15 protein-coding genes are annotated in these 19,545 nt (G+C 71.1%); 3 read left to right on the top strand and 12 right to left on the bottom strand.

Translation table 11 applies throughout. The features are described from left to right. Positions 1–263 precede the first annotated feature (263 nt). The 9 genes from AB0D10_RS30080 to AB0D10_RS30040 form a co-directional block, all read right to left on the bottom strand. The gene (locus AB0D10_RS30080; protein WP_360262092.1) at positions 264–1,787 is read right to left on the bottom strand and encodes a CoA-acylating methylmalonate-semialdehyde dehydrogenase; all 1,524 of its coding nucleotides are present in this window, start codon (positions 1,785–1,787) and stop codon (positions 264–266) included. 228 nt (positions 1,788–2,015) lie between these two features. Further along, positions 2,016–2,912, bottom strand: a complete 897-nt coding sequence (locus AB0D10_RS30075) for a nucleotidyl transferase AbiEii/AbiGii toxin family protein (protein ID WP_360262091.1) — start codon at positions 2,910–2,912, stop codon at positions 2,016–2,018. Positions 2,913–2,961: 49 nt separating this feature from the next. Continuing rightward, on the bottom strand, positions 2,962–3,393 hold the full coding sequence (locus tag AB0D10_RS30070; protein ID WP_360262090.1) for a bifunctional DNA primase/polymerase: 432 nt from the start codon (positions 3,391–3,393) through the stop codon (positions 2,962–2,964). A 214-nt stretch (positions 3,394–3,607) separates the two neighbouring features. Further along, positions 3,608–5,002 (bottom strand): FAD-dependent oxidoreductase, encoded by a 1,395-nt coding sequence (locus tag AB0D10_RS30065; protein ID WP_360262089.1) that lies wholly within the window; start codon positions 5,000–5,002, stop codon positions 3,608–3,610. A gap of 61 nt (positions 5,003–5,063) precedes the next feature. After that, on the bottom strand, positions 5,064–5,867 hold the full coding sequence (locus AB0D10_RS30060) for an ABC transporter permease (RefSeq protein ID WP_360262088.1): 804 nt from the start codon (positions 5,865–5,867) through the stop codon (positions 5,064–5,066). Then, on the bottom strand, positions 5,867–6,793 hold the full coding sequence (locus AB0D10_RS30055; protein ID WP_360262087.1) for an ABC transporter permease: 927 nt from the start codon (positions 6,791–6,793) through the stop codon (positions 5,867–5,869). Before AB0D10_RS30055 ends, AB0D10_RS30060 begins: the two co-directional genes overlap by 1 nt. Next, positions 6,790–7,932, bottom strand: a complete 1,143-nt coding sequence (locus AB0D10_RS30050) for an ABC transporter ATP-binding protein (protein WP_360262086.1) — start codon at positions 7,930–7,932, stop codon at positions 6,790–6,792. The genes AB0D10_RS30055 and AB0D10_RS30050 overlap by 4 nt, the downstream gene beginning before the upstream one ends. A gap of 40 nt (positions 7,933–7,972) precedes the next feature. Next, positions 7,973–9,223: a spermidine/putrescine ABC transporter substrate-binding protein gene (locus AB0D10_RS30045; RefSeq protein ID WP_360262085.1), complete on the bottom strand. Its 1,251-nt coding sequence runs from the start codon at positions 9,221–9,223 to the stop codon at positions 7,973–7,975. A 57-nt stretch (positions 9,224–9,280) separates the two neighbouring features. Beyond that, entirely contained in the window at positions 9,281–10,792 is a 1,512-nt protein-coding gene (locus AB0D10_RS30040; protein WP_360262084.1) for a gamma-aminobutyraldehyde dehydrogenase, read from the bottom strand. Positions 10,793–11,179: 387 nt separating this feature from the next. On the opposite strand from AB0D10_RS30040, the gene AB0D10_RS30035 reads away from it, so the two are divergent. Next, positions 11,180–12,835 carry a PucR family transcriptional regulator ligand-binding domain-containing protein gene (locus AB0D10_RS30035; RefSeq protein ID WP_360262083.1) on the top strand — a complete coding sequence of 552 codons (1,656 nt, stop codon included), beginning with the start codon at positions 11,180–11,182 and terminating at the stop codon, positions 12,833–12,835. A gap of 52 nt (positions 12,836–12,887) precedes the next feature. Here the strand turns inward: AB0D10_RS30035 and AB0D10_RS30030 are convergent, their stop codons facing one another. The 3 genes from AB0D10_RS30030 to AB0D10_RS30020 form a co-directional block, all read right to left on the bottom strand. Further along, the gene (locus AB0D10_RS30030) at positions 12,888–14,090 is read right to left on the bottom strand and encodes a spermidine/putrescine ABC transporter substrate-binding protein (protein ID WP_360262082.1); all 1,203 of its coding nucleotides are present in this window, start codon (positions 14,088–14,090) and stop codon (positions 12,888–12,890) included. A 71-nt stretch (positions 14,091–14,161) separates the two neighbouring features. Next, a complete protein-coding gene (locus tag AB0D10_RS30025) occupies positions 14,162–15,520 on the bottom strand; it encodes an aspartate aminotransferase family protein (RefSeq protein ID WP_360262081.1) in 1,359 nt (452 codons plus the stop codon). Between the two features lie 272 nt (positions 15,521–15,792). Beyond that, positions 15,793–17,268: a gamma-aminobutyraldehyde dehydrogenase gene (locus AB0D10_RS30020; protein ID WP_360262080.1), complete on the bottom strand. Its 1,476-nt coding sequence runs from the start codon at positions 17,266–17,268 to the stop codon at positions 15,793–15,795. 268 nt (positions 17,269–17,536) lie between these two features. On the opposite strand from AB0D10_RS30020, the gene AB0D10_RS30015 reads away from it, so the two are divergent. Together AB0D10_RS30015 and AB0D10_RS30010 are read left to right on the top strand one after the other, a co-directional pair. Continuing rightward, a complete protein-coding gene (locus AB0D10_RS30015; protein ID WP_030243538.1) occupies positions 17,537–18,010 on the top strand; it encodes an Lrp/AsnC family transcriptional regulator in 474 nt (157 codons plus the stop codon). Then, a complete protein-coding gene (locus tag AB0D10_RS30010; protein ID WP_360262079.1) occupies positions 18,007–19,401 on the top strand; it encodes an aspartate aminotransferase family protein in 1,395 nt (464 codons plus the stop codon). Before AB0D10_RS30015 ends, AB0D10_RS30010 begins: the two co-directional genes overlap by 4 nt. Positions 19,402–19,545 lie beyond the last annotated feature (144 nt).

The raw sequence follows: 19,545 nt of genomic DNA, 5'->3' as shown, positions 1-19,545 counted from the left end.
GAATCCGCCGCAATCCGATAAAACGAACACGCCAAACAGGAACCGAGCCGCGACGCAGAAATGCGAACGCAACCCAGCCCGAACCTGGGAAGTGGTGTTTCAGAGGATTGGCCACCCCGGGACCGTCCGCGCATACGCGTGTCCGGTGCTCCCTGCCGAGCAGCTCGAAGAACTCTACGCGCTTCGGCACCGGGATGCAAACGGCAGGCAAACGAACGCCGGCCGGGCCCCGGGGAGAGGGGTCCGGCCGGCGAGGCTCGGGCTCAGCTGTTGGTGGGGAAGCCGAGGTTGATGCCGCCGTGCGACGGGTCCAGCCAGCGCTGGGTCACGGCCTTGCCCCGGGTGAAGAACTGGACGCCGTCCGGGCCGTACGCGTGGGCGTCACCGAACAGCGAGGCCTTCCAGCCGCCGAAGGAGTAGTAGGCGACCGGCACCGGGATCGGCACGTTGATGCCGACCATGCCGACCTCCACCTCGAACTGGAAGCGCCGGGCCGCGCCTCCGTCGTTGGTGAAGAGGGCGGTGCCGTTGCCGTACGGGTTGGCGTTGATCAGTGCCAGGCCCTCGTCGTAGGAGGCGACGCGCACGACCGAGAGGACCGGGCCGAAGATCTCGTCGTTGTAGACGGACATGCCGGGCTTCACGTGGTCGAACAGCGTCGGGCCGAGCCAGAAGCCGTCTGCGGTCGGGGTGCCGTCCTTGTCCTCGGCGGTGACCGGGTGCTTGCGGCCGTCCACGGCGAGCTCAGCGCCGTCGGCGACGCCGGACTCCACGTAGGAGGTGACCTTGTCGCGGTGCTGGCCGGTGACCAGCGGGCCCATCTCGGAGTCGCCGTTGCACCCGGGGCCGACCTTGAGGGTGGCGACCCGCTGCTTGATCTTCTCGACCAGCTCGTCGCCGATCGGGTCGACGGCGACCAGGACGGACACCGCCATGCAGCGCTCGCCGGCCGCGCCGAAGCCGGCGTTGACGGCGGCGTCGGCGGCGAGGTCCAAGTCGGCGTCGGGCAGGACCAGCATGTGGTTCTTGGCACCGCCGAGGGCCTGCACGCGCTTCCCGTAGCGGGTGCCGGTCTCGTAGACGTAGCGGGCGATCGGGGTGGAGCCGACGAAGCTGACGGACTTGATGTCCGGGTGCTCCAGCAGGCGGTCGACGGCGGCCTTGTCACCGTGGACGACGTTGAAGACGCCGTCCGGCAGGCCGGCCTCCTTCCACAGTCCGGCGAGGAAGTTGGCGGCGGACGGGTCCTTCTCCGAGGGCTTCACCACGACGGTGTTGCCGGCCGCGATGGCGATCGGGAAGAACCACATCGGCACCATGGCCGGGAAGTTGAACGGCGAGATGATCGCGACGGGGCCGAGCGGCTGGCGGATCGAGTAGACGTCGATGCCGGTGGAGGCCTGCTCGGTGAAGCCGCCCTTGATGAGCTGGGGGATCCCGCAGGCGTACTCGACGACCTCCAGACCGCGGGCGATCTCGCCGAGGGCGTCGGAGTGCACCTTGCCATGTTCCGCCACGATGATCGAGGCCAGCTCGTCGCGACGGGCGTTCAGCAGCTCGCGGAAGGCGAAGAGCACCGTCGACCGCTTGGCGACCGAGGCGGTGCGCCACTCGGCGAAGGCCGAGGCGGCGGCGGCCACGGCCTGGTCGACCTCGGCGATGCCGGCGAAGTCGACCTGGCCCGCGACCTGGCCCGTGGCCGGGTCGAAGATGTCACCACGACGGGGCGCCGCGCCGGCGGTGGCGACCGGCTTGCCGCCGATCCAGTGAATGATGTGCTTGCTCAAGGTCCGTCTGCCTCCGAAGTCCCGGGCGGCGTCCTGCCACCGGTCCGGTCTGGCGCCGCCCGCGGGTGGGCCGGGCGACGGAAATTCACGGGGCTACCGCGCTCTTCTCCCAGTGTGGTCCCGGTTCCGGCCCGGCTCAACGAACAGGCTGACGGGGATCTCGGATTCAGCCTTACAGGTCGTCCGGTCGCTACTCCGAACGCCTCTCCGCCCCGACCGGAACGCGGCTCAGGCTTCTTCGTCCTCCGACGACCGGCCGTCCGACGACCGGCCCTCCGACGACCGGCCCTCCCGCGACGGGCCCTCCCGGGTTCGGCCCTCGAACGCGCCAGCAGAGAACGGATCGTCCGGCGAGAGATCGTCCTGCACCGACTCCTCCAGGTACGGATCGTGCAGGCCGTCCGCCGCCTCCTGGGTCTCCAGCAGGTCCAGCCGCAGGTCCTGTGCCCACGCCAGCGCCCAGCGCTTCAGCCCGTCCACCTCCCCGGCCGGGACGCCCCGGGCGCGGAACCGCCCGTCCGCCGCCTCGGCGAGCGTCTCCAGCCGGTCGGCGAGCGCCGCGAGCTGGAGGTCCTGGTCCAACTCGCCTGCCAGGGCGATCAGTTCACCCTCCCGGTAGCAGCGGGTGAGGGCGTGGACGTCGACCAGGTCGCGCGGCATGCCCCGGTCCACGAGCAGCGCGGTGGTCAGTGCCGCGGCGTCCTCCAGGGCGACGACCGGCAGCACCACCGGCGGCTCGTCCGGCCCGGGCGCGCCGAGGTCGAGGCGGACCGGCCGGTGGCCCAGCGGTTCCTTGCGCAGTTCCACCGAGTGCGTCCGGCCGCCCAGCGCCAGCCGGACGGTGAGCTGCTCCAGCCGCGGGGTGCCCGGGCGCTCGGCCACCCCGCCGCCGGCCGCCCGGTACGCCTCCGACAGCGCGTCGGCGACCTCCGGCAGGTCGGCGCCGCCGGTCGCCAGGGTGAGCCCGTCCTGTGTGCAGGCCGTGACGCCGTGGGCGCGCAGCGCGTGCCCGCCGGCCAGGGCGAGGCCGTACCGGACGCAGACCGGCGCGGCCAGGCCGGCCAGTCGCAGCTGGGCGGGGCCCGGGCGGAGGGCCGCGTCGACGGTGTGCGGGGCGGTGGTCACGCCTCCAGTCTGACGCGACCGCCCGCCCGGCGCGCCACCGCCGCCGCGCTCACCACCCGCCGAGGCCCGCCGCCGCCTCGTGCAGGGCGAGTTCCAGCAGCACCGGGTCGTTGAGCCGCCCGGAGCCGTCCGGCGGGACGAGCCAGCGCACGCCGCGGCTGCTGCGCTCGGGGTGCGGGACGACGATCCAGGTGCCGTCGCCCGCGCCGCGCACGCCCGTGCCGACCCAGCGGGCGGCGGTGCCGACCGGTACCAGGAAGGTGACGTGCTCCTCGCCGAAGTCGGTGAGGACCGGGCCGCGGATGCCGGTGGCCAGGACGTCCAGCGCCGGGCGCCCGAGCCGGCCGGGGACGGACAGCACGTCCCAGCGGCGGCCGGCCGGTAGCAGCATCAGGCCCAGCCCGGTGCGCTCCCACTGTTCCCGGAGGGAGTCCGGGTCCGGTGCCGCTTGGGCGAGCCAGTGCAGTCCGGTGCTCTCCATGTCTGTCCCCGCTCCTTGCCGTTCGTCCTGTTCGGGCACGGCGGGGAAGACCGAGACCCGCCGTCACCAAGGAGAGGCGGACGGCGGGTCCCTCTTACACGGGTCCGGGCACCGACGGGTCGGCTGCACGGCGCCGGCAGTCGAACGGAGCCGGCTGCACGGGCCCGACGGCCGAACGGTGTCGAGGACCGAACGGGGTCGACGGCCGAACGGGTCAGCTGTCGAAGCCCAGCCCCAGGCGGTCGAGCGTGCGCAGCCAGAGGTTGCGGTGGCCCCCGTTGCGGTCGGCCCGCTCCAGCGACCGGGTGGTGATCTCGATCCCGGCCCAGCGCACCGGCTCGGGCGGGAACGGCAGCGGCTTGCTGCGGACCATCTCCAGCGAGGTGCGCTCGGTGCGCTCGCCGGCCAGCAGGTCGAGCATCACCTCGGCACCGAAGCGGGTCGCGCCGACGCCGAGCCCGGTGTACCCGACCGCGTAGGCGACCTTGCCCCGGTACGCGGTGTCGAAGAACGCCGAGAACCGGCTGCAGGTGTCGATCGCGCCGCCCCAGGCGTTGGTGAAGCGCAGGCCCTCCAGCTGCGGGAAGCAGCGGAAGAAGTTGCCGGCGAGGGTGCGGAAGGTCTCCGGCCGCTGGTCGTACTCGTGCCGGACGTGGCCGCCGTAGTGGTAGACCGCGTCGTAGCCGCCCCAGAGGATCCGGTTGTCGGCGGAGAGCCGGAAGTAGTGGAACTTGTTGGCGCTGTCGCCGAGGCCCTGGCGCCCGCGCCAGCCGATCGAGGCGAGTTGCTCGTCGCTGAGCGGCTCGCTCATCAGCGCGTAGTCGTACACCGGCACGACGTACGGGCGGACCCGCTTGAGCAGGGACGGGAAGACGTTGGTGCCGAGCGCGACCCGGCGGGCGAAGATCCGGCCGTAGGGGGTGCGGGCGGCCATGCCGCTGCCGTGCTCCCGCAGGTCGGTGGCCCGGGTGTGCTCATGGATCCGCACGCCCTGGCTCAGGCAGGCCTCCTTGAGGCCCCAGGCGAGCTTGGCGGGGTGGACCATCGCCACCCCTTCCTTGTCCCAGAGACCGCCGAGGAAGGTCGGCGAGTCCACCTCGGCGCGCACCTCGTCGGCGTCCAGGACGGTGACGTCGAGGCCGTAACGGGCGACGGCCTCGGCGACCTCGTGGAGTTCCTCGACCTGGTGGGGCCGGGTGGCGACGTCGATCTCGCCGGTGCGCTCCCACTCGGCGTCGATGCCGTAGCGCTTGAGGGTGGCCTCGATGTCGTCGAGGTTGGCGGCGCCGAGGCGCTCCAGCCGGGCGAGTTCGGACGGCCAGCGGTCCAGGCCGTTGCCGAAGCCGTGGGTGAGGCTGGCCGCGCAGAATCCGCCGTTGCGCCCGGACGCGGCCCACCCGACCTCGTTGCCCTCGACCAGCACGACGTCCAGCGAGGGGTCGCGTTCCTTGGCGATGAGGGCGGTCCACAGGCCGGAGTAGCCGCCGCCGACGACCAGCAGGTCGCAGGTGGTGTCGCCGACCAGGGCGGGCAGCGCCGCCGGCCGGCCCGGGTCCTCCAGCCAGAAGGGGGTGGGCCTGGCGTCACTGAGTGCGCGGGCGGAGTCCATGCATTATCAGCCACTTTCTACGGATAGATGTCGTTACGGGCCACCGCTGACCGACCGTACGTCAGGCGGTGGCCTTCCTGCGGTTGCCCAGCCACTGACCGACGACGGTCAGCACGACGGCGGCGAGGAACATCGCGGTGCCGATGACGTTCACCTGCACCGGGATGCCGCGCTGCGAGGCGCCCCAGACGAACATCGGGAAGGTGACCGTGGTCGGGCCCGAGTTGAACTGGGTGATGATGAAGTCGTCGAAGGAGAGCGCGAAGCTGAGCAGCGCGCCCGCCGCGATGCCGGGCGCCGCCAGCGGCAGGGTGACCCGCAGGAAGGTCTGGGTGGGGGTCGCGTAGAGGTCCTGGGCGGCCTGTTCGAGCCTCGGGTCCATGCTCATCACGCGCGCCTTGACCGCCGTCACCACGAAGCTGAGGCAGAACATGATGTGCGCGATGAGGATGGTGGTGAAGCCGAAGGGGATGCGCATGTTGAGGAAGAGCGTCCCGAGCGAGGCGGCCATGACCACCTCGGGCATGGCCATCGGCAGGAAGATCATCGCGGTGGTGGCCGAGCGGCCGCGGAAGCGGTAGCGGGCCAGCGCGAAGGCGACCATGGTGCCGAGCACGGTGGCGCCGATCGTGGCGAGCACGGCGATCTGCAGGCTGAGCGAGAGCGACTGGCACATGTCGGCCACGCCGCAGGGGTTCGTCCAGGCGTCGGTGGAGAACTCGTTCCACTCGTAGTTGAACTTGCCCACCGGCTTGTTGAACGAGAAGGCGAGCACGACCAGGTTGGGCAGCACCAGGTAGGCGAGGGCCAGCACGCCGGCCAGGACGACCAGGTGGGCGCGGACCCACTTCAGGATTCGGGACATCAGACCAGATCCTCCGTCCCGGCCTTGCGCATGTAGACCGTCACCATGCCCAGGATCAGGGCCATCAGGATGAAGCTCAGCGCAGCCGCCGTGGGGTAGTCGAGCACGTTCAGGAACTGCTTCTGGATGCCGTTGCCGACCATCTGCTCGCTCGGCGAGCCCAGCAGCTGGGCGTTGATGTAGTCGCCGGAGGCCGGGATGAAGGTCAGCAGGGTGCCCGCGACCACGCCCGGCAGCGAGATCGGGAAGGTGACCTTGCGGAAGGTGGTGAACGGCCGCGCGTAGAGGTCGCCGGCCGCCTCGTGCAGGCGCGGGTCGATCCGCTCCAGCGAGGTGTACAGCGGGAGGATCATGAACGGCAGGAAGTTGTAGGTCAGGCCGCAGACCACCGCGAGCGGCGTGGCCAGCACCCGGTCGCCGGAGGTGAGGCCGACCAGGTTGGTGAGGTCGAGGACGTGCAGGGCGTTCAGCGCGCCGACCACCGGGCCGCCGTCGGACAGGATCGTCTTCCAGGCCAGCGTGCGGATCAGGAAGCTGGTGAAGAACGGCGCGATGACCAGGATCAGGATGACGTTGCGCCAGCGCTTGCTCGCCTTGAAGGCGATCGTGTAGGCGAGTGGGTAGCCGACCGCCAGGCAGAGCACGGTGGCGACGGCGGCGTAGGAGAACGACCGGACGAAGTGCCACTTGTACTCGACCAGGGCGTCCCAGTACGTCGAGAAGTGCCAGGTGACCTTGAAGCCCGCTTCGAGCGAACCGGTCTGCAGCGAGGTGGACGCCTGGTAGACCATCGGGACGGCGAAGAAGACGACCAGCCAGGCGATGCCGGGCAGCAGCAGCCAGTACGCGGTGAGCTTGCGCTTCGGCTTGCGCTCCGCCACCGACGGGATGACTTGGGGCGGCGCGGCCGGGACGGTGGCGGTCATGCGGCCTCCTCCCCGGTGCCCGCGTCGATCGCCTGTGAGGCGTCCAGGGCGAAGGAGTGCGCCGGGTTCCAGTGCAGTCGGACGGCGGCGCCGGGAACTATCCGGGCGTCGCGCTCCATGTTCTGCTCGAAGACCGTGACCTCCTGGCCGCCGTCGGTGCGCACCACGTACTGGGTGGAGACGCCGATGAAGCTGGAGTCGAGGACCGTGCCGGCCAGCTGGTTGCGGCCGTCGGCGACCTGCTCGGAAGCGTGCGTGATGGTCATCTTCTCGGGTCGGACGCCGAGGTGGACGCGCTTGGCGTCGGTGGCGCAGCGCGCCTTCGGCACGGTGAGGCGGGCGCCGGCCGCGCTCAGCAGCAGGTCGCCTCCTTCGGTGCCGGTGACCTCGGCGGGCAGCAGGTTGGACTGGCCGAGGAAGTTGGCCACGAAGGTGGTGGCGGGGTTCTCGTACAGCTCGGCGGGCGCGCCCAGCTGCTCGACCCGGCCGCCGTTCATCACCGCGATGGTGTCGGCCATGGTCATGGCCTCCTCCTGGTCGTGGGTGACGTGCACGAAGGTGATGCCGACCTCGGTCTGGATCCGCTTGAGTTCCAGCTGCATCTGGCGGCGGAGCTTGAGGTCGAGCGCGCCGAGCGGCTCGTCCAGGAGCAGCACCTGCGGGTGGTTGATCAGCGCGCGGGCGACGGCGACGCGCTGCTGCTGGCCGCCGGAGAGCTGGTGCGGCTTGCGCCGGGCGTACTGGCCGAGTTCGACCAGCTCCAGCATGTCCTCGACCTGCTTCTTGACGTCCTTCCTGCCGCGTCGGCGCAGGCCGAAGGCGACGTTCTCGAAGATGTCCAGGTGCGGGAAGAGCGCGTAGCTCTGGAAGACGGTGTTCACCGGCCGCTTGTACGGGGGCAGGGCGGTGACGTCCTGGCCGCCAATCAGGACGGTGCCGCTGGTGGGCTCCTCCAGGCCGGCGATCATGCGCAGGGTGGTGGTCTTGCCGCAGCCTGAGGCGCCGAGCAAGGCGAAGAAGGAGCCCTGGGGGACGGTCAGGTCGAGGGGGTGGACGGCGGTGAAGGAGCCGTAGGTCTTGCCGATGCCGGTGAGCCGGACGTCGCCGCCGACGGCCGCGTCGCGCTGCTGGTCTGTCATGGGGTGGTGTCTTCCTGGGGTTCTCGGCCGGGGGTGGGGGTCAGGCGCCGATGAGCTTGGAGAACTTCTGCTCGAAGTCGCTCTCCTCGCTCTCGGTGAGCGTGCGGAACACGTGTGCCTTGGCCGCCATCTCGGGGGTGGGTACGACCAGCGGGTTGGCCGCGGTGTCCGGGGCGAGGGTGGCGAGCTCGTCGTTCATCCCGGTGACGGCGGAGACGAAGCCGATGCCCGCGACCAGTTGCGCCGCGATCTTCGGCTGATAGTAGAAGTCGATCAGCTTTTCCGCGTTCGCCTTGTGCTGCGCCTTGGCCGGAACCAGCATGTTGTCGGTCGAGGAGAGGAAGCCCTTCTCCGGGATGACGAACTCGATGTCCGGGTTGTCGGCGCGCAGTTGGATCAGGTCGCCGCCCCAGGCGATGCAGGCGGCGATGTCACCGGAGGAGAGCTCCTGGCCGTAGTCGTTGCCGGTGAAACGCCGGATCTGCTTGCTGTCGACGGCCTTCTGCAGGCGGGCGATCGCGGCGTCGAAGTCGTCGGCGGTGAACTTCGCCGAGTCCTTGCCCTGGTCCAGCAGCACCATCCCGACGCTGTCGCGCATCTCGGAGAGGAAGGTGACCCGGCCCTTGAGCTCGGGGTCGTCCAGCAGTTGGGAGACGCTGGTGACCTCCTTCCCCTTGGTCGCCTTCTTGTTGTAGGCGACGACGGTCTGGATGCCGGCCCACGGGTAGGAGTAGAGCCGGCCCGGGTCCCAGTCGGGGGCGCGGAAGCGCGGGTCGACGGTGGTGATGGCGGTGGTCACGTTCGCCGGGGTGAGCTTCTGCACCCAGCCGAGCCGGATCAGCCGGGCGGCCATCCAGTCGGTGAGCACCATCAGGTCGCGGCCGGTGTCCTGGCCGGAGGCGAGCTGCGGCTTGATCTTGCCGAAGAACTCGACGTTGTCGTTGACGTCCTCGTTGTACTTGACCTTGATCCCGGTGGCCTGGGTGAAGGCCTCCAGGGTGCCGTGCTTCTCCTTGTCGTTCTCGTCGGTGTCGATGTAGAGCGGCCAGTTGGAGAAGGCGACCTCCTTCTCCGTGTCCGAGAGGTCCTTGGCGGCGTTCGCGGTGGAGTCGCCGGTCGCCCGGGGGGCCGCCGGGATCCCGCAGGCGGCCAGGGTGCCCGCCCCGGCGGTGAGGGCGGCGGCGCGCAGCAGGGTGCGGCGGCCGAGTGCGGCCCGGCCGCTGGTCAGGCTGCGCTCCCAGGCCCTGCGGACCGGGTCGGGCAGACCGTCGGTGAGCTCGTTGAACGCCATGGAACGGGCCTCCTGGGGGGAGAAGGGGGGCGTGGGGGAAGTGCCCCGGTCCGGGGGTTATCTGTCTCCGAAGACGGTGCGGTGCCAGTCCTTGCGGGCCACCGCGGTGGTGTCGAACATGACGTGCTTGACCTGGGTGTACTCGTCCAGCGAGTACTGGGACATGTCCTTGCCGTAGCCGGACGCCTTGTAGCCGCCGTGCGGCATCTCGCTGATGATCGGGATGTGGTCGTTGACCCACACGCACCCGGCCGCGATCTCCCGGGTGGCGCGCAGCGAGCGGTGCACGTTGCTCGTCCAGGCGGAGGCGGCCAGGCCGTAGGGGGTGTCGTTGGCCAGCCGGATGCCCTCGTCGTCGCCGTCGAAGGGGAGCACGACCAGCACCGGGCCGAAGACCTCTCCCTGGACGACCTCGCTGTCCTGGGCGGCACCGGTGATCAGGGTGGGCGGGTAGTACGCGCCCCGGGTGAGGTCGTGGCCGTCGTGGCCCTTCTGCGGCACCCGGCCGCCGGTGACGACGGTGGCGTAGCCGCGGGCACGCTCCACGAAGCCGGCCACCCGGTCCCGGTGGGTGTACGAGACCAGCGGGCCGAGGTCGGTGTGCGGGTTCAGCGGGTCGCCGATCCGGATCGCCGCGAACAGCTCGGCCACCCCCGCCACGAAGGCGTCGTACAGCGGGCGCTGGACGTACGCGCGGGTGGCGGCGGTGCAGTCCTGGCCGCCGTTGATCAGCGAGGCGGCGACGGCGCCGTGCACGGCGGCGTCCAGGTCGGCGTCGTCGAAGACCACGAACGGGGCCTTGCCGCCGAGCTCCAGGTGGGTGCGCTTGACGCTCGCGGTGGCGATCTCGGCGACCCGCCTGCCGACCGCGGTGGAGCCGGTGAAGGAGACCATCGCGACGTCCGGGTGCCCGACCAGGTGCTCGCCGGCGGTCCGGCCGGCGCCGGTGACCACGTTGACCACGCCGTCCGGGATGCCCGCCGCCGTGCACGCCTCGGCGAACATCAGCGAGGTCAGCGGGGTCAGTTCGGCGGGCTTGAGGACGATGGTGTTGCCCGCGGCGATCGCCGGGAGGATCTTCCAGGCGGCCATCTGCAGCGGGTAGTTCCACGGCGAGATCGAGCCGACGACGCCGACCGCCTCGCGCCGCACGTACGAGGTGTGGTCGCCGGAGTACTCCCCCGCCGCCTTGCCCTCCAGGTTGCGGGCGGCGCCGGCGAAGAACGCGGCGTTGTCGATGGTGCCGGGGACGTCGAACTCGGTGGCCAGCTTGACCGGCTTGCCGGTCTGCGCGGTCTCCACCCGGGCGAGGTCGCCGCAGGCGTCGGTCAGCACGGCAGCCAGCCGGGTGAGCGCCTCGGAGCGCGCCCCGGGAGTGGCCGAGGACCAGCCGGGCAGGGCCGCCCTCGCGGCGGCGACGGCCGCGTCGACGTCCTCGGTGGTGGCCAGGGCGACCTGCTCGACCACGCTGCCGTCGGCGGGGTTGACGACCTGGAAGGGCTCGCCGCGCCCCCGGGTCCGGCGGCCCGCGATGTGCTGCGCCCCGGCGCCGAAGTCGGTCAGGTCCATCTGGTTCCTCCAAGTGCCGGTGGTACGACTGAGCGACGGAGCGCCGCCTCCGAGGTGGGGCTCTGCGGGGGCGGGAGTCCGTCCTGTCGATCATCGGGGTTGCGCGATCCTGGCAGTCCGGCTGGCACCGGACAAGGGATTCCACGGTTGCGTTCCGGTCACCGCGACGGAATCCGGCGTGGGGTCGGTTTTCCGCCACAGCCGACCCGCTGACCATGCCCGGTGCCGCCGGGGCGTGACAAGGGTCACTGCGACAATCTCGACACGAAGGGCCTTACAGGGTGCAAGGGTCCCGGCAGGGCGACAGGTCGTCGCGGGGATGGATGATTCACCTGACACTCTGATCACCCCGTCCCCACTCCGGCCCCCCGGCCATGGAGGCCCGCGATGCTCCCCACCGTCGCCCGAGTACTCGACCTGGAGGTGATGCGGCGCGGCCTCCCCCAGGTCGTGGCCGGCGCCGACCACCTGGAGCGGCCGGTCCGCTGGGTCCACGTCAGCGAACTGCCCGACGTCGCCGGGATGCTCCGGGGCGGCGAGCTGGTGCTGACCACCGGCATCGCGCTGCCCGAGGACCGCGCGGGCCTGGCCCGCTACGTCCACGACCTGGACGAGGTCGGGGTGGCCGGCCTGGTCGTCGAGTTCGGGCGGCGCTACTTCGACGCGCTCCCCCGCGCCCTGGTGAACGCCGCCGAACAGCGCGGGCTGCCGCTGATCACGCTCCGCCGCGAGCTGCGGTTCGTCGCCGTCACCGAGGCCGTGCACGCCCTGGTGGTCAACGCCCAGTTGGAGCAGCTGCGCGTGTCGGAGTCCGTCCACCAGGTCTTCAACGAGCTGGTGGTGGAGGGCGCCGAGCCTCCCGAGGTGATCCGGCAGGTGGCCCGGATGGCGGGCGGGCCGGTCGTCCTGGAGAACCTGGCCCACCAGGTGCTCGCCCACGACGCCGCCGGGCGTCCGGAGGCCGAGGTACTGGAGGACTGGGAGCGCCGCTCGCGCGGGGTCCGTCCGGCCGGACGGACCGGCCACGACCCGCGCAGCGGCTGGCTGGTCACCACCGTCGGCGCCCGCGGCCAGGACTGGGGCCGGCTGGTGCTGGTCCAGGATCCCGGCCCGCTGCCCGAGGGCGAGGCCCACCCGCACACCATGCTGCTGGAGCGCGGCGCCTCCGCGCTGGCACTCAACCGGCTGGTGGTCCGCGACCGGGAGAGCCTGGAGCGGCAGACCCACCGCACCCTGCTCTCCGGCATCCTCACCCACGCGCTGACCGTCTCCGAGGCGGCGCTGCGCGCCCAGGCGCTCGGCGTCCCGCTGGAGGGCCGCCGGCTGGTCGGCGTGGTGCTGCGGCAGCGGCGCGGGCCGATCCCGGCCGCGCTGGAGGCCCAGGCCCGGCTGCGCGACTTCACCGAGCTGGCCGCGGGCGCGGTCCGGGCCTGCCGGCTCTCCGCGCTGGTCGGCGCGCTGGACGACGAGGCCGTCGGACTGCTGATCGCGCTCGGCCCCCAGCAGGACGAGCACGCCGCGCTGGACTCCCTCTCGGCCGCCCTGCGCCGGATGTCCGCCGAGGCCGGCCGGGAGGGCGCCGACCCGGCGGGTCCGGTGGTCGCCGTCGGTTCATCGGTCGGCTCGGTCCGCGACGCCCGGCGCACCCTGCTGGAGGCCACCCAGGTCGCCGACGCCGCCCTGCACGACGTGCCCGGCGGCGGCCGCAGCTCCTCCTACTACCGGCTGCCGGACGTGCGGCTGCGCGGCCTGCTCCACCTGCTGCGCGACGACGCCCGGCTGCAGACCTACGTGGAGCGCGAGCTGGGCCCGCTGCTGGCGCACGACGCCGAGCACAACGGCCAGTTGGTGCAGATGCTGCGGATCTACCTGGAGCAGGGCCGGAACAAGTCGGCCGCGGCGGACGCCGCGCACCTGTCCCGGCCGTCCTTCTACGACCGGCTGCACAAGGTCGAGCGGATCCTCGGCGTCGACCTCGACCAGGTCGAGTCCTGCCTCTCCCTGCACGTCGCCCTGCTCGCCCTGGACGCCGTGCGGCGCTAGCGGTGGCGCGCCCGCGCGGTCCTCCCGTCCGCGGTCGGCACGCCCCGCGTCCTCACACCCCGGTGATGCGCCCCCAGACCTTGTGCAGTCGGGGCCGCTCGGCCGAGGTGACGTCGCGCATGGTGCGCAGCCGGGCGCGCATCTCCTCGGTCGGGAAGACCAGCGGGTTCTCGGCGAGTTCGGCCTTCTCCTTGTCGCCGCTGGCCGCCAGTACCTCGCGGGCGGCCGGCACCGGACAGATGTACTGGACGAACGCGGCGAGCTCCGCGGCCACCTCGGGCCGGTAGTAGTAGTCGACCAGCAGCTCGGCATTGCGCTTGTGGACGGCGCGGTTGGGGATCATCAGGCTCTCCGCCCACAGCTCGCCGCCCTCCTCCGGCACCACGAACTCGATGTCCGGGTTCTCGGCGGTGAGCTGGACCGCGTCGCCGGAGTAGGCCTGGCAGGCGAGCGCCGCGCCGGAGGCGAGGTCGCTGGTGTAGTCGTTGCCGGTGAAGCGGCGGACGTGGCCGGTGTCCACCATCTTCTGCACCAGGTCCATCGCCTTGTCCGCGTCGTCGTCGGTGAACGCCGCGATGTCCGCGCCCTGGGAGAGCATCAGCAGCCCGAGCGCCTCGTCCAGGCCGGCGAACAGCGTGACCCGCCCCTTGAGGTCGGGCGCCCACAGGTCGGCGGTGGACCTGATCTCCCGGCCGAGGGCCTTGCGGTTGTACGCGATGCCGGTGATCCCGGACTGCCACGGCACGCTGCGCCGGCGCCCGGGGTCGAAAGCCGGGTTCGCGAGCTGCGGGTCCAGGTTGGCGCCGACGTTGGGGAGGTTGGCCCGGTCCATGGCCTGCACCCAGCCCAGCGAGACGTACCGGCCGGCCATCCAGTCGCTGATCACCATCAGGTCGCGGCCGGGGTCGGCACCCTGGGTGAGCACCGGGCTGATCTTGCCGAAGAACTCGTCGTTGTCGTTGATGTCCTCGGTGTAGGCGACCTCGATCCCGCTCTGCTCACTGAAGGCGTCCAGGGTCGGGCGCCCGCCCCGGTCGTCGGTGTCGATGTACTGCGTCCAGTTGGAGAAGACGAGCCGCTTGTCGCTCTCCGACCGGTCCGGTGCCGAGCGGCGGTCCTCGGCGACGTACGCGGACGGGATCCCGCAGCCGGTCAGCGTGCCGGCACCGAGCAGCGTGGCCCCGCCGAGCACGGAACGCCGGCGCAGGGAGAGCGGGTTGGACGGACGACGGGTCAGGGTGGAGCTGCTGGGCATGGGGAACCTTCCGGAGCGTGGGACGGCCCCGGACACACGCACGGGTGCCCGGGGCCGTCCTGGTAGGTACGTCAGACAGTGTGCGCGTCGGTGAGCGACAGCACCTCGTCCAGCACCGCGAGGCCGGTCTTGGCCTCCTCCTCGGTGACGGTGCACGGCGGGACGACGTGGAAGCGGTTCATGTTGACGAACGGCCAGAGCCCGCGCTGCTTGCAGGCGGCGGCCAGCTCGGCCATCGGCGCGTTGGCGGCACCGGCGGCGTTGTACGGCACCAGCGGCTCGCGGGTCCCGCGGTCCTTCACCAGGTCGAGCGCCCAGAACACGCCCAGGCCGCGGACCTCGCCGATCGACGGGTGCCGCTCGGCCAGCTCGCGCAGGCCGGGGCCGAGCACGGTCTCGCCGATGTGCTTGGCGTTCTCGACGATGCCCTCCTCCGCCATCGTGTCGATGGTCGCCACCGCGGAGGCGCAGGCCAGCGGGTGGCCGGAGTAGGTGAGCCCGCCGGGGAAGGCGCGCTCGGCGAAGGTGGCCGCGATCTCGGCGCTGATCGCCACGCCGCCCAGCGGCACGTAGCCGGAGTTGACGCCCTTGGCGAAGGTCAGCAGGTCCGGGGTGACGCCCCAGTGGTCGGCGGCGAACCACTCGCCGGTGCGGCCGAAGCCGGCCATCACCTCGTCGAGGATGAACACGATGCCGTGGCGGTCGCAGATCTCCCGCACCCCGGCCAGGTAGCCGGGCGGCGGGACCAGGACGCCCGCAGTGCCGACCACGGTCTCCAGGATGACCGCCGCGACGGTGCCCGGCCCCTCGAACGCGATCACCTCCTCCAGGTGCCGCAGCGCGCGCTCGCACTCCTGCGCCTCGTTCTCGGCGTGGAAGTTGGAGCGGTAGGCGTACGGGCCCCAGAAGTGCACCACGCCGGAGACACCGGTCTCGTTGGCCCAGCGCCGCGGGTCGCCGGTGAGGGCGATCGCGTTGGCGGTGGCGCCGTGGTACGAGCGGTAGGTGGAGAGGACCTTCTGCCGGCCGGTGTGCAGCCGGGCCAGCCGGATGGCGTTCTCGTTGGCCTCGGCGCCGCCGTTGGTGAAGAAGACCTTGTCCAGGTCGCCCGGGGTGCGCTCGGCGATCAACCGGGCGGCCTCGCTGCGCGACTCGACCGCGAAGCCGGGCGCGATGGTGCAGAGCTTCGCCGCCTGCTCCTGGATCGCCGCGACCACCTTCGGGTGCTGGTGGCCGATGTTGGTGTTGACCAGCTGCGAGGAGAAGTCCAGGTAGCGGTTGCCGTCGTAGTCCCAGAAGTACGAGCCCTCGGCGCCGGCCACCGCGAGGGGGTCGATCAGCGCCTGGGCGGACCACGAGTGGAAGACGTGCGCGCGGTCGGCGGCCTTTACGGCCTGGCCGGCGGCTGAGTCAGCGGTGGGGATGCTCATGCCGGTAAGGCTAGGGCGGGCCGACCGCGAAGTGCAGATCCATCCTGTCAGTCGGTCGCGCGATCCGTCGACAGGGTGCAAAGGCACAGGGCCCGGGTCGGAAGGACCCGGGCCCTGTGGTCGGTTCGTACGACGCGCAGCACGCCCTGAACTCACCGGATCGCGGTCATACCCCACCGATCGGTCATGACCCGCTGGATCGCGGTCATACCCCACCGATCGGTCACGACCCGCTGGATCGCGGTCATACCCCACCGATCGGTCATGACCCGCTAGATCGCGGTCATGACGTGCTTCACGCGGGTGTAGTCCTCGAAGCCGTACGCCGACAGGTCCTTGCCGTAGCCGGACTTCTTGAAGCCGCCGTGCGGCATCTCGGCGACCAGCGGGATGTGGGTGTTGATCCAGACGCAGCCGAAGTCCAGGCGGCGCGACATCCGCATGGCGCGGGCGTGGTCCTTGGTCCACACCGAGGAGGCCAGCGCGAACTCGACGCCGTTGGCGTACTCGACGGCCTGCTCCTCGTCGGTGAACTTCTGCACGGTGATGACCGGGCCGAAGACCTCGTTCTGGATGATCTCGTCGTCCTGGTTCAGGCCGGAGACGACGGTCGGGGCGTAGAAGTAGCCCTTGTCGCCGACCCGGTGGCCACCGGCCTCGACCTTGGCGTGGGCGGGCAGCCGCTCGATGAAGCCGCTGACCTGCTGCAGCTGGTTGGCGTTGTTCAGCGGGCCGTACAGCACGTCCTCGTCGTCCACGCCACCGGTCTTGGTCTCGGCCGCGGCCTTGGCCAGCGCCTCGACGAAGGCGTCGTGGATCGACTCGTGCACCAGCACGCGGGTGGCGGCGGTGCAGTCCTGGCCGGCGTTGAAGTAGCCGGCCACCGAGATGCCCTCGACGGCCTCGGCGATGTCGGCGTCGTCGAAGACCACGACGGGGGCCTTGCCGCCCAGCTCCAGGTGGACGCGCTTGACGTCCTTGGAGGCCGACTCGGCGACCTGGATGCCGGCCCGGACCGAACCGGTGATGGAGGCCATCGCCGGGGTCTTGTGCTCGACCATCAGCTTGCCGCTCTCGCGGTCGCCGCAGATGACGTTGAAGACGCCGGCCGGCAGGTCCAGGTCCTTGAGGACGCCGCCGATGATCTCGGCGAGCAGCACGGTGGAGGCCGGGGTGGTGTCCGAGGGCTTCAGGACGACGGCGTTGCCCGCGGCGAGGGCCGGGGCGAACTTCCAGACGGCCATCATCATCGGGTAGTTCCACGGCGCGACCTGGGCGCAGACGCCGACCGGCTCGCGGCGGACGATCGAGGTCATCCCGTCCATGTACTCACCGGCGGCCTTGCCCTCCAGCAGGCGGGCGGCACCGGCGAAGAAGCGGATCTGGTCCACCATCGGGCCGATCTCCTCGGAGAGGGTCAGCGCGCGGGGCTTGCCGGTGTTGCGCACCTCGACGTCGACGATCTCGTCGGCCCGGGCCTCGACCGCGTCGGCGATCTTGAGCAGCAGCTTCTGCCGGGTGCTCGGGGTGGCGTCCCGCCAGATCGGGAACGCGGCGGCGGCGGAGGCCATGGCGGCGTCCACGTCCGCGGCGCCGGACAGCGGCGACGTCGCGTACACCTCGCCGGTGGTCGGGTCGACGATGTCGAGCGTGCGGCCGTCAGCCGCGTCGACGAACTCACCGTTGATGTAGTTGCGCAGCGTGCGAAGGTCGCTCACGGATCTCTCCTCGGTCTGGGCCTGCGGCATTGCAGATTCCGGCGCCATGGTACGTCGGCAGATCCGACGCACGAAGGGTGCCGAGTGGACGGCCCCGAATCGGCGCGGTCCACTGGTGGCGGTACGCACGGCACCTCGCGGGGCCGCGCGCGTACCGTGCCAGGGTAGCCGCAGGACTGCTGGTATCGACAGGGTAAGTGCGCGCAAGCAATGAAATCCGTACGTGTCATCCGGGATCACGACGAAATCAGCAGCTTCCACACTTGCGAACGCGGGAGCGATCAGGCACAGTGGCCGCGTGGCCAACCGCGACCGGAACGCCAGCGTTCCCCTCGACGCCGCCTCCAAGGCGATCATCGAGCAGCTCCAGGAGGACGGGCGCCGCCCGTACGCCGCCATCGGCAAGGCCGTCGGCCTGTCCGAGGCAGCCGTACGACAGCGCGTCCAGAAGCTGCTCGACCAGGGCGTGATGCAGATCGTCGCCGTCACGGACCCGCTCACCGTCGGCTTCACCCGCCAGGCGATGGTCGGGATCCGGGTCGAGGGTGACATCGAGCCCGTCGCCGACGCGCTGGCCGCCCTCGACGAGGTCGACTACGTCGTCTGCACCGCAGGCTCGTTCGATCTCCTGGCCGAACTGGTCTGCGAGGACGACGAGCACCTGCTCGAACTGATCAACAAGCGCATCCGCGCGCTTCCCGGCGTGCGGAGCACCGAGAGCTTCGTTTACCTGAAGCTCCGGAAACAGACCTACACCTGGGGCACCCGATGACAGCCGACCCGGCGCAGAAGGACCTTTCCAAGACCGCCTACGACCACCTGTGGATGCACTTCACCCGCATGTCGTCGTACGAGAACTCCCCCGTGCCGACGATCGTCAGGGGCGAGGGCACCTACGTCTGGGACGACAAGGGGCGGAAGTACCTCGACGGCCTCGCCGGCCTGTTCGTCGTCCAGGCCGGTCACGGCCGCGAGGAGCTCGCCGAGGCCGCCGCCAAGCAGGCCAAGGAGCTCGCCTTCTTCCCGGTGTGGAGCTACGCCCACCCGAAGGCCGTCGAGCTGGCCGAGCGCCTGGCCAACTACGCCCCCGGCGACCTGAACAAGGTCTTCTTCTCCACCGGTGGCGGCGAGGCCGTCGAGACCGCCTGGAAGCTCGCCAAGCAGTACTTCAAGCTGACCGGCAAGCCGACCAAGTACAAGGTCATCTCCCGCGCCGTCGCCTACCACGGCACCCCGCAGGGCGCGCTGTCCATCACCGGCCTGCCGGGCCTGAAGGCCCCGTTCGAGCCGCTGGTGCCGGGCACCCACAAGGCCCCGAACACCAACATCTACCGCGCCCCGGCCTTCCTCGAGGGCCCGGACGGCACGGTCGACCCCGAGGCGTACGGCCGCTGGTGCGCCGACGAGATCGAGGTCGCCATCCTCAACGAGGGCGCCGAGACCGTCGCCGCCGTCTTCGTCGAGCCGGTGCAGAACGCCGGCGGCTGCTTCCCGCCGCCGCCCGGGTACTTCCAGCGCCTGCGCGAGATCTGCGACCGCCACGACGTGCTGCTGGTCTCGGACGAGGTCATCTGCGCCTTCGGCCGCCTCGGCACCATGTTCGGCGCCGACAAGTTCGGCTACCAGCCCGACATGATCACCTGCGCCAAGGGCATGACCTCGGGCTACTCCCCGATCGGCGCCACGATCATCTCGGACCGCCTCGCCGAGCCGTTCTACAAGGGCGACAACACCTTCCTGCACGGCTACACCTTCGGCGGCCACCCGGTCTCCTCCGCCGTGGCGCTGGCCAACCTCGACATCTTCGAGCGCGAGGGCCTGAACCAGCGCGTCCTCGACAACGAGGCCGCCTTCCTGGGCACCCTGGACAAGCTGCGCGACCTGCCGATCGTCGGCGACGTCCGCGGCAACGGGTACTTCTACGGCATCGAGCTCGTGAAGGACAAGGTCACCAAGGAGTCGTTCAACGACGACGAGGTGGAGCGCGTGCTCTACGGCTTCCTGTCGAAGGCCCTCTTCGACAACGGCCTGTACTGCCGCGCCGACGACCGTGGCGACCCGGTCATCCAGCTGGCCCCGCCGCTGATCTCCGACCAGTCGACCTTCGACGAGATCGAGCAGATCCTGCGGACCAGCCTCACCGACGCGTGGGCGAAGATCTGACCTCCTGATCCTCCTTCCCCACCCTCCGCCGAAGGGCGGCCCCGCTCCCCGCGGGGCCGCCCTTCGGCGTCCCCACGCCGGAACACCGCGGTCGTACGACCAAACCGGAACATCACAGTCACAGGACCAAACATGCCTGAATGC

Source organism: Kitasatospora sp. NPDC048545, assembly GCF_040651155.1.
GTDB lineage: Bacteria > Actinomycetota > Actinomycetes > Streptomycetales > Streptomycetaceae > Kitasatospora.
Note: the sequence above shows the minus strand (reverse complement) of the source record. Positions and strands in the feature narration are given on the sequence as shown.

Excerpts from the sequence above, each read along its gene's own strand:
- AB0D10_RS30045 (WP_360262085.1), bottom strand. The coding sequence starts at position 9,223 with ATGGCGTTCAACGAGCTCACCGACGGTCTGCCCGACCCGGTCCGCAGG.
- AB0D10_RS30065 (WP_360262089.1), bottom strand. The coding sequence starts at position 5,002 with ATGGACTCCGCCCGCGCACTCAGTGACGCCAGGCCCACCCCCTTCTGG.
- AB0D10_RS30070 (WP_360262090.1), bottom strand. The coding sequence starts at position 3,393 with ATGGAGAGCACCGGACTGCACTGGCTCGCCCAAGCGGCACCGGACCCG.
- AB0D10_RS30060 (WP_360262088.1), bottom strand. The coding sequence starts at position 5,867 with ATGTCCCGAATCCTGAAGTGGGTCCGCGCCCACCTGGTCGTCCTGGCC.
- AB0D10_RS30020 (WP_360262080.1), bottom strand. The coding sequence starts at position 17,268 with ATGCCGCAGGCCCAGACCGAGGAGAGATCCGTGAGCGACCTTCGCACG.
- AB0D10_RS30055 (WP_360262087.1), bottom strand. The coding sequence starts at position 6,793 with ATGACCGCCACCGTCCCGGCCGCGCCGCCCCAAGTCATCCCGTCGGTG.
- AB0D10_RS30025 (WP_360262081.1), bottom strand. The coding sequence starts at position 15,520 with ATGAGCATCCCCACCGCTGACTCAGCCGCCGGCCAGGCCGTAAAGGCC.
- AB0D10_RS30050 (WP_360262086.1), bottom strand. The coding sequence starts at position 7,932 with ATGACAGACCAGCAGCGCGACGCGGCCGTCGGCGGCGACGTCCGGCTC.
- AB0D10_RS30030 (WP_360262082.1), bottom strand. The coding sequence starts at position 14,090 with ATGCCCAGCAGCTCCACCCTGACCCGTCGTCCGTCCAACCCGCTCTCC.
- AB0D10_RS30040 (WP_360262084.1), bottom strand. The coding sequence starts at position 10,792 with ATGGACCTGACCGACTTCGGCGCCGGGGCGCAGCACATCGCGGGCCGC.
- AB0D10_RS30010 (WP_360262079.1), top strand. The coding sequence starts at position 18,007 with ATGACAGCCGACCCGGCGCAGAAGGACCTTTCCAAGACCGCCTACGAC.
- AB0D10_RS30035 (WP_360262083.1), top strand. The coding sequence starts at position 11,180 with ATGCTCCCCACCGTCGCCCGAGTACTCGACCTGGAGGTGATGCGGCGC.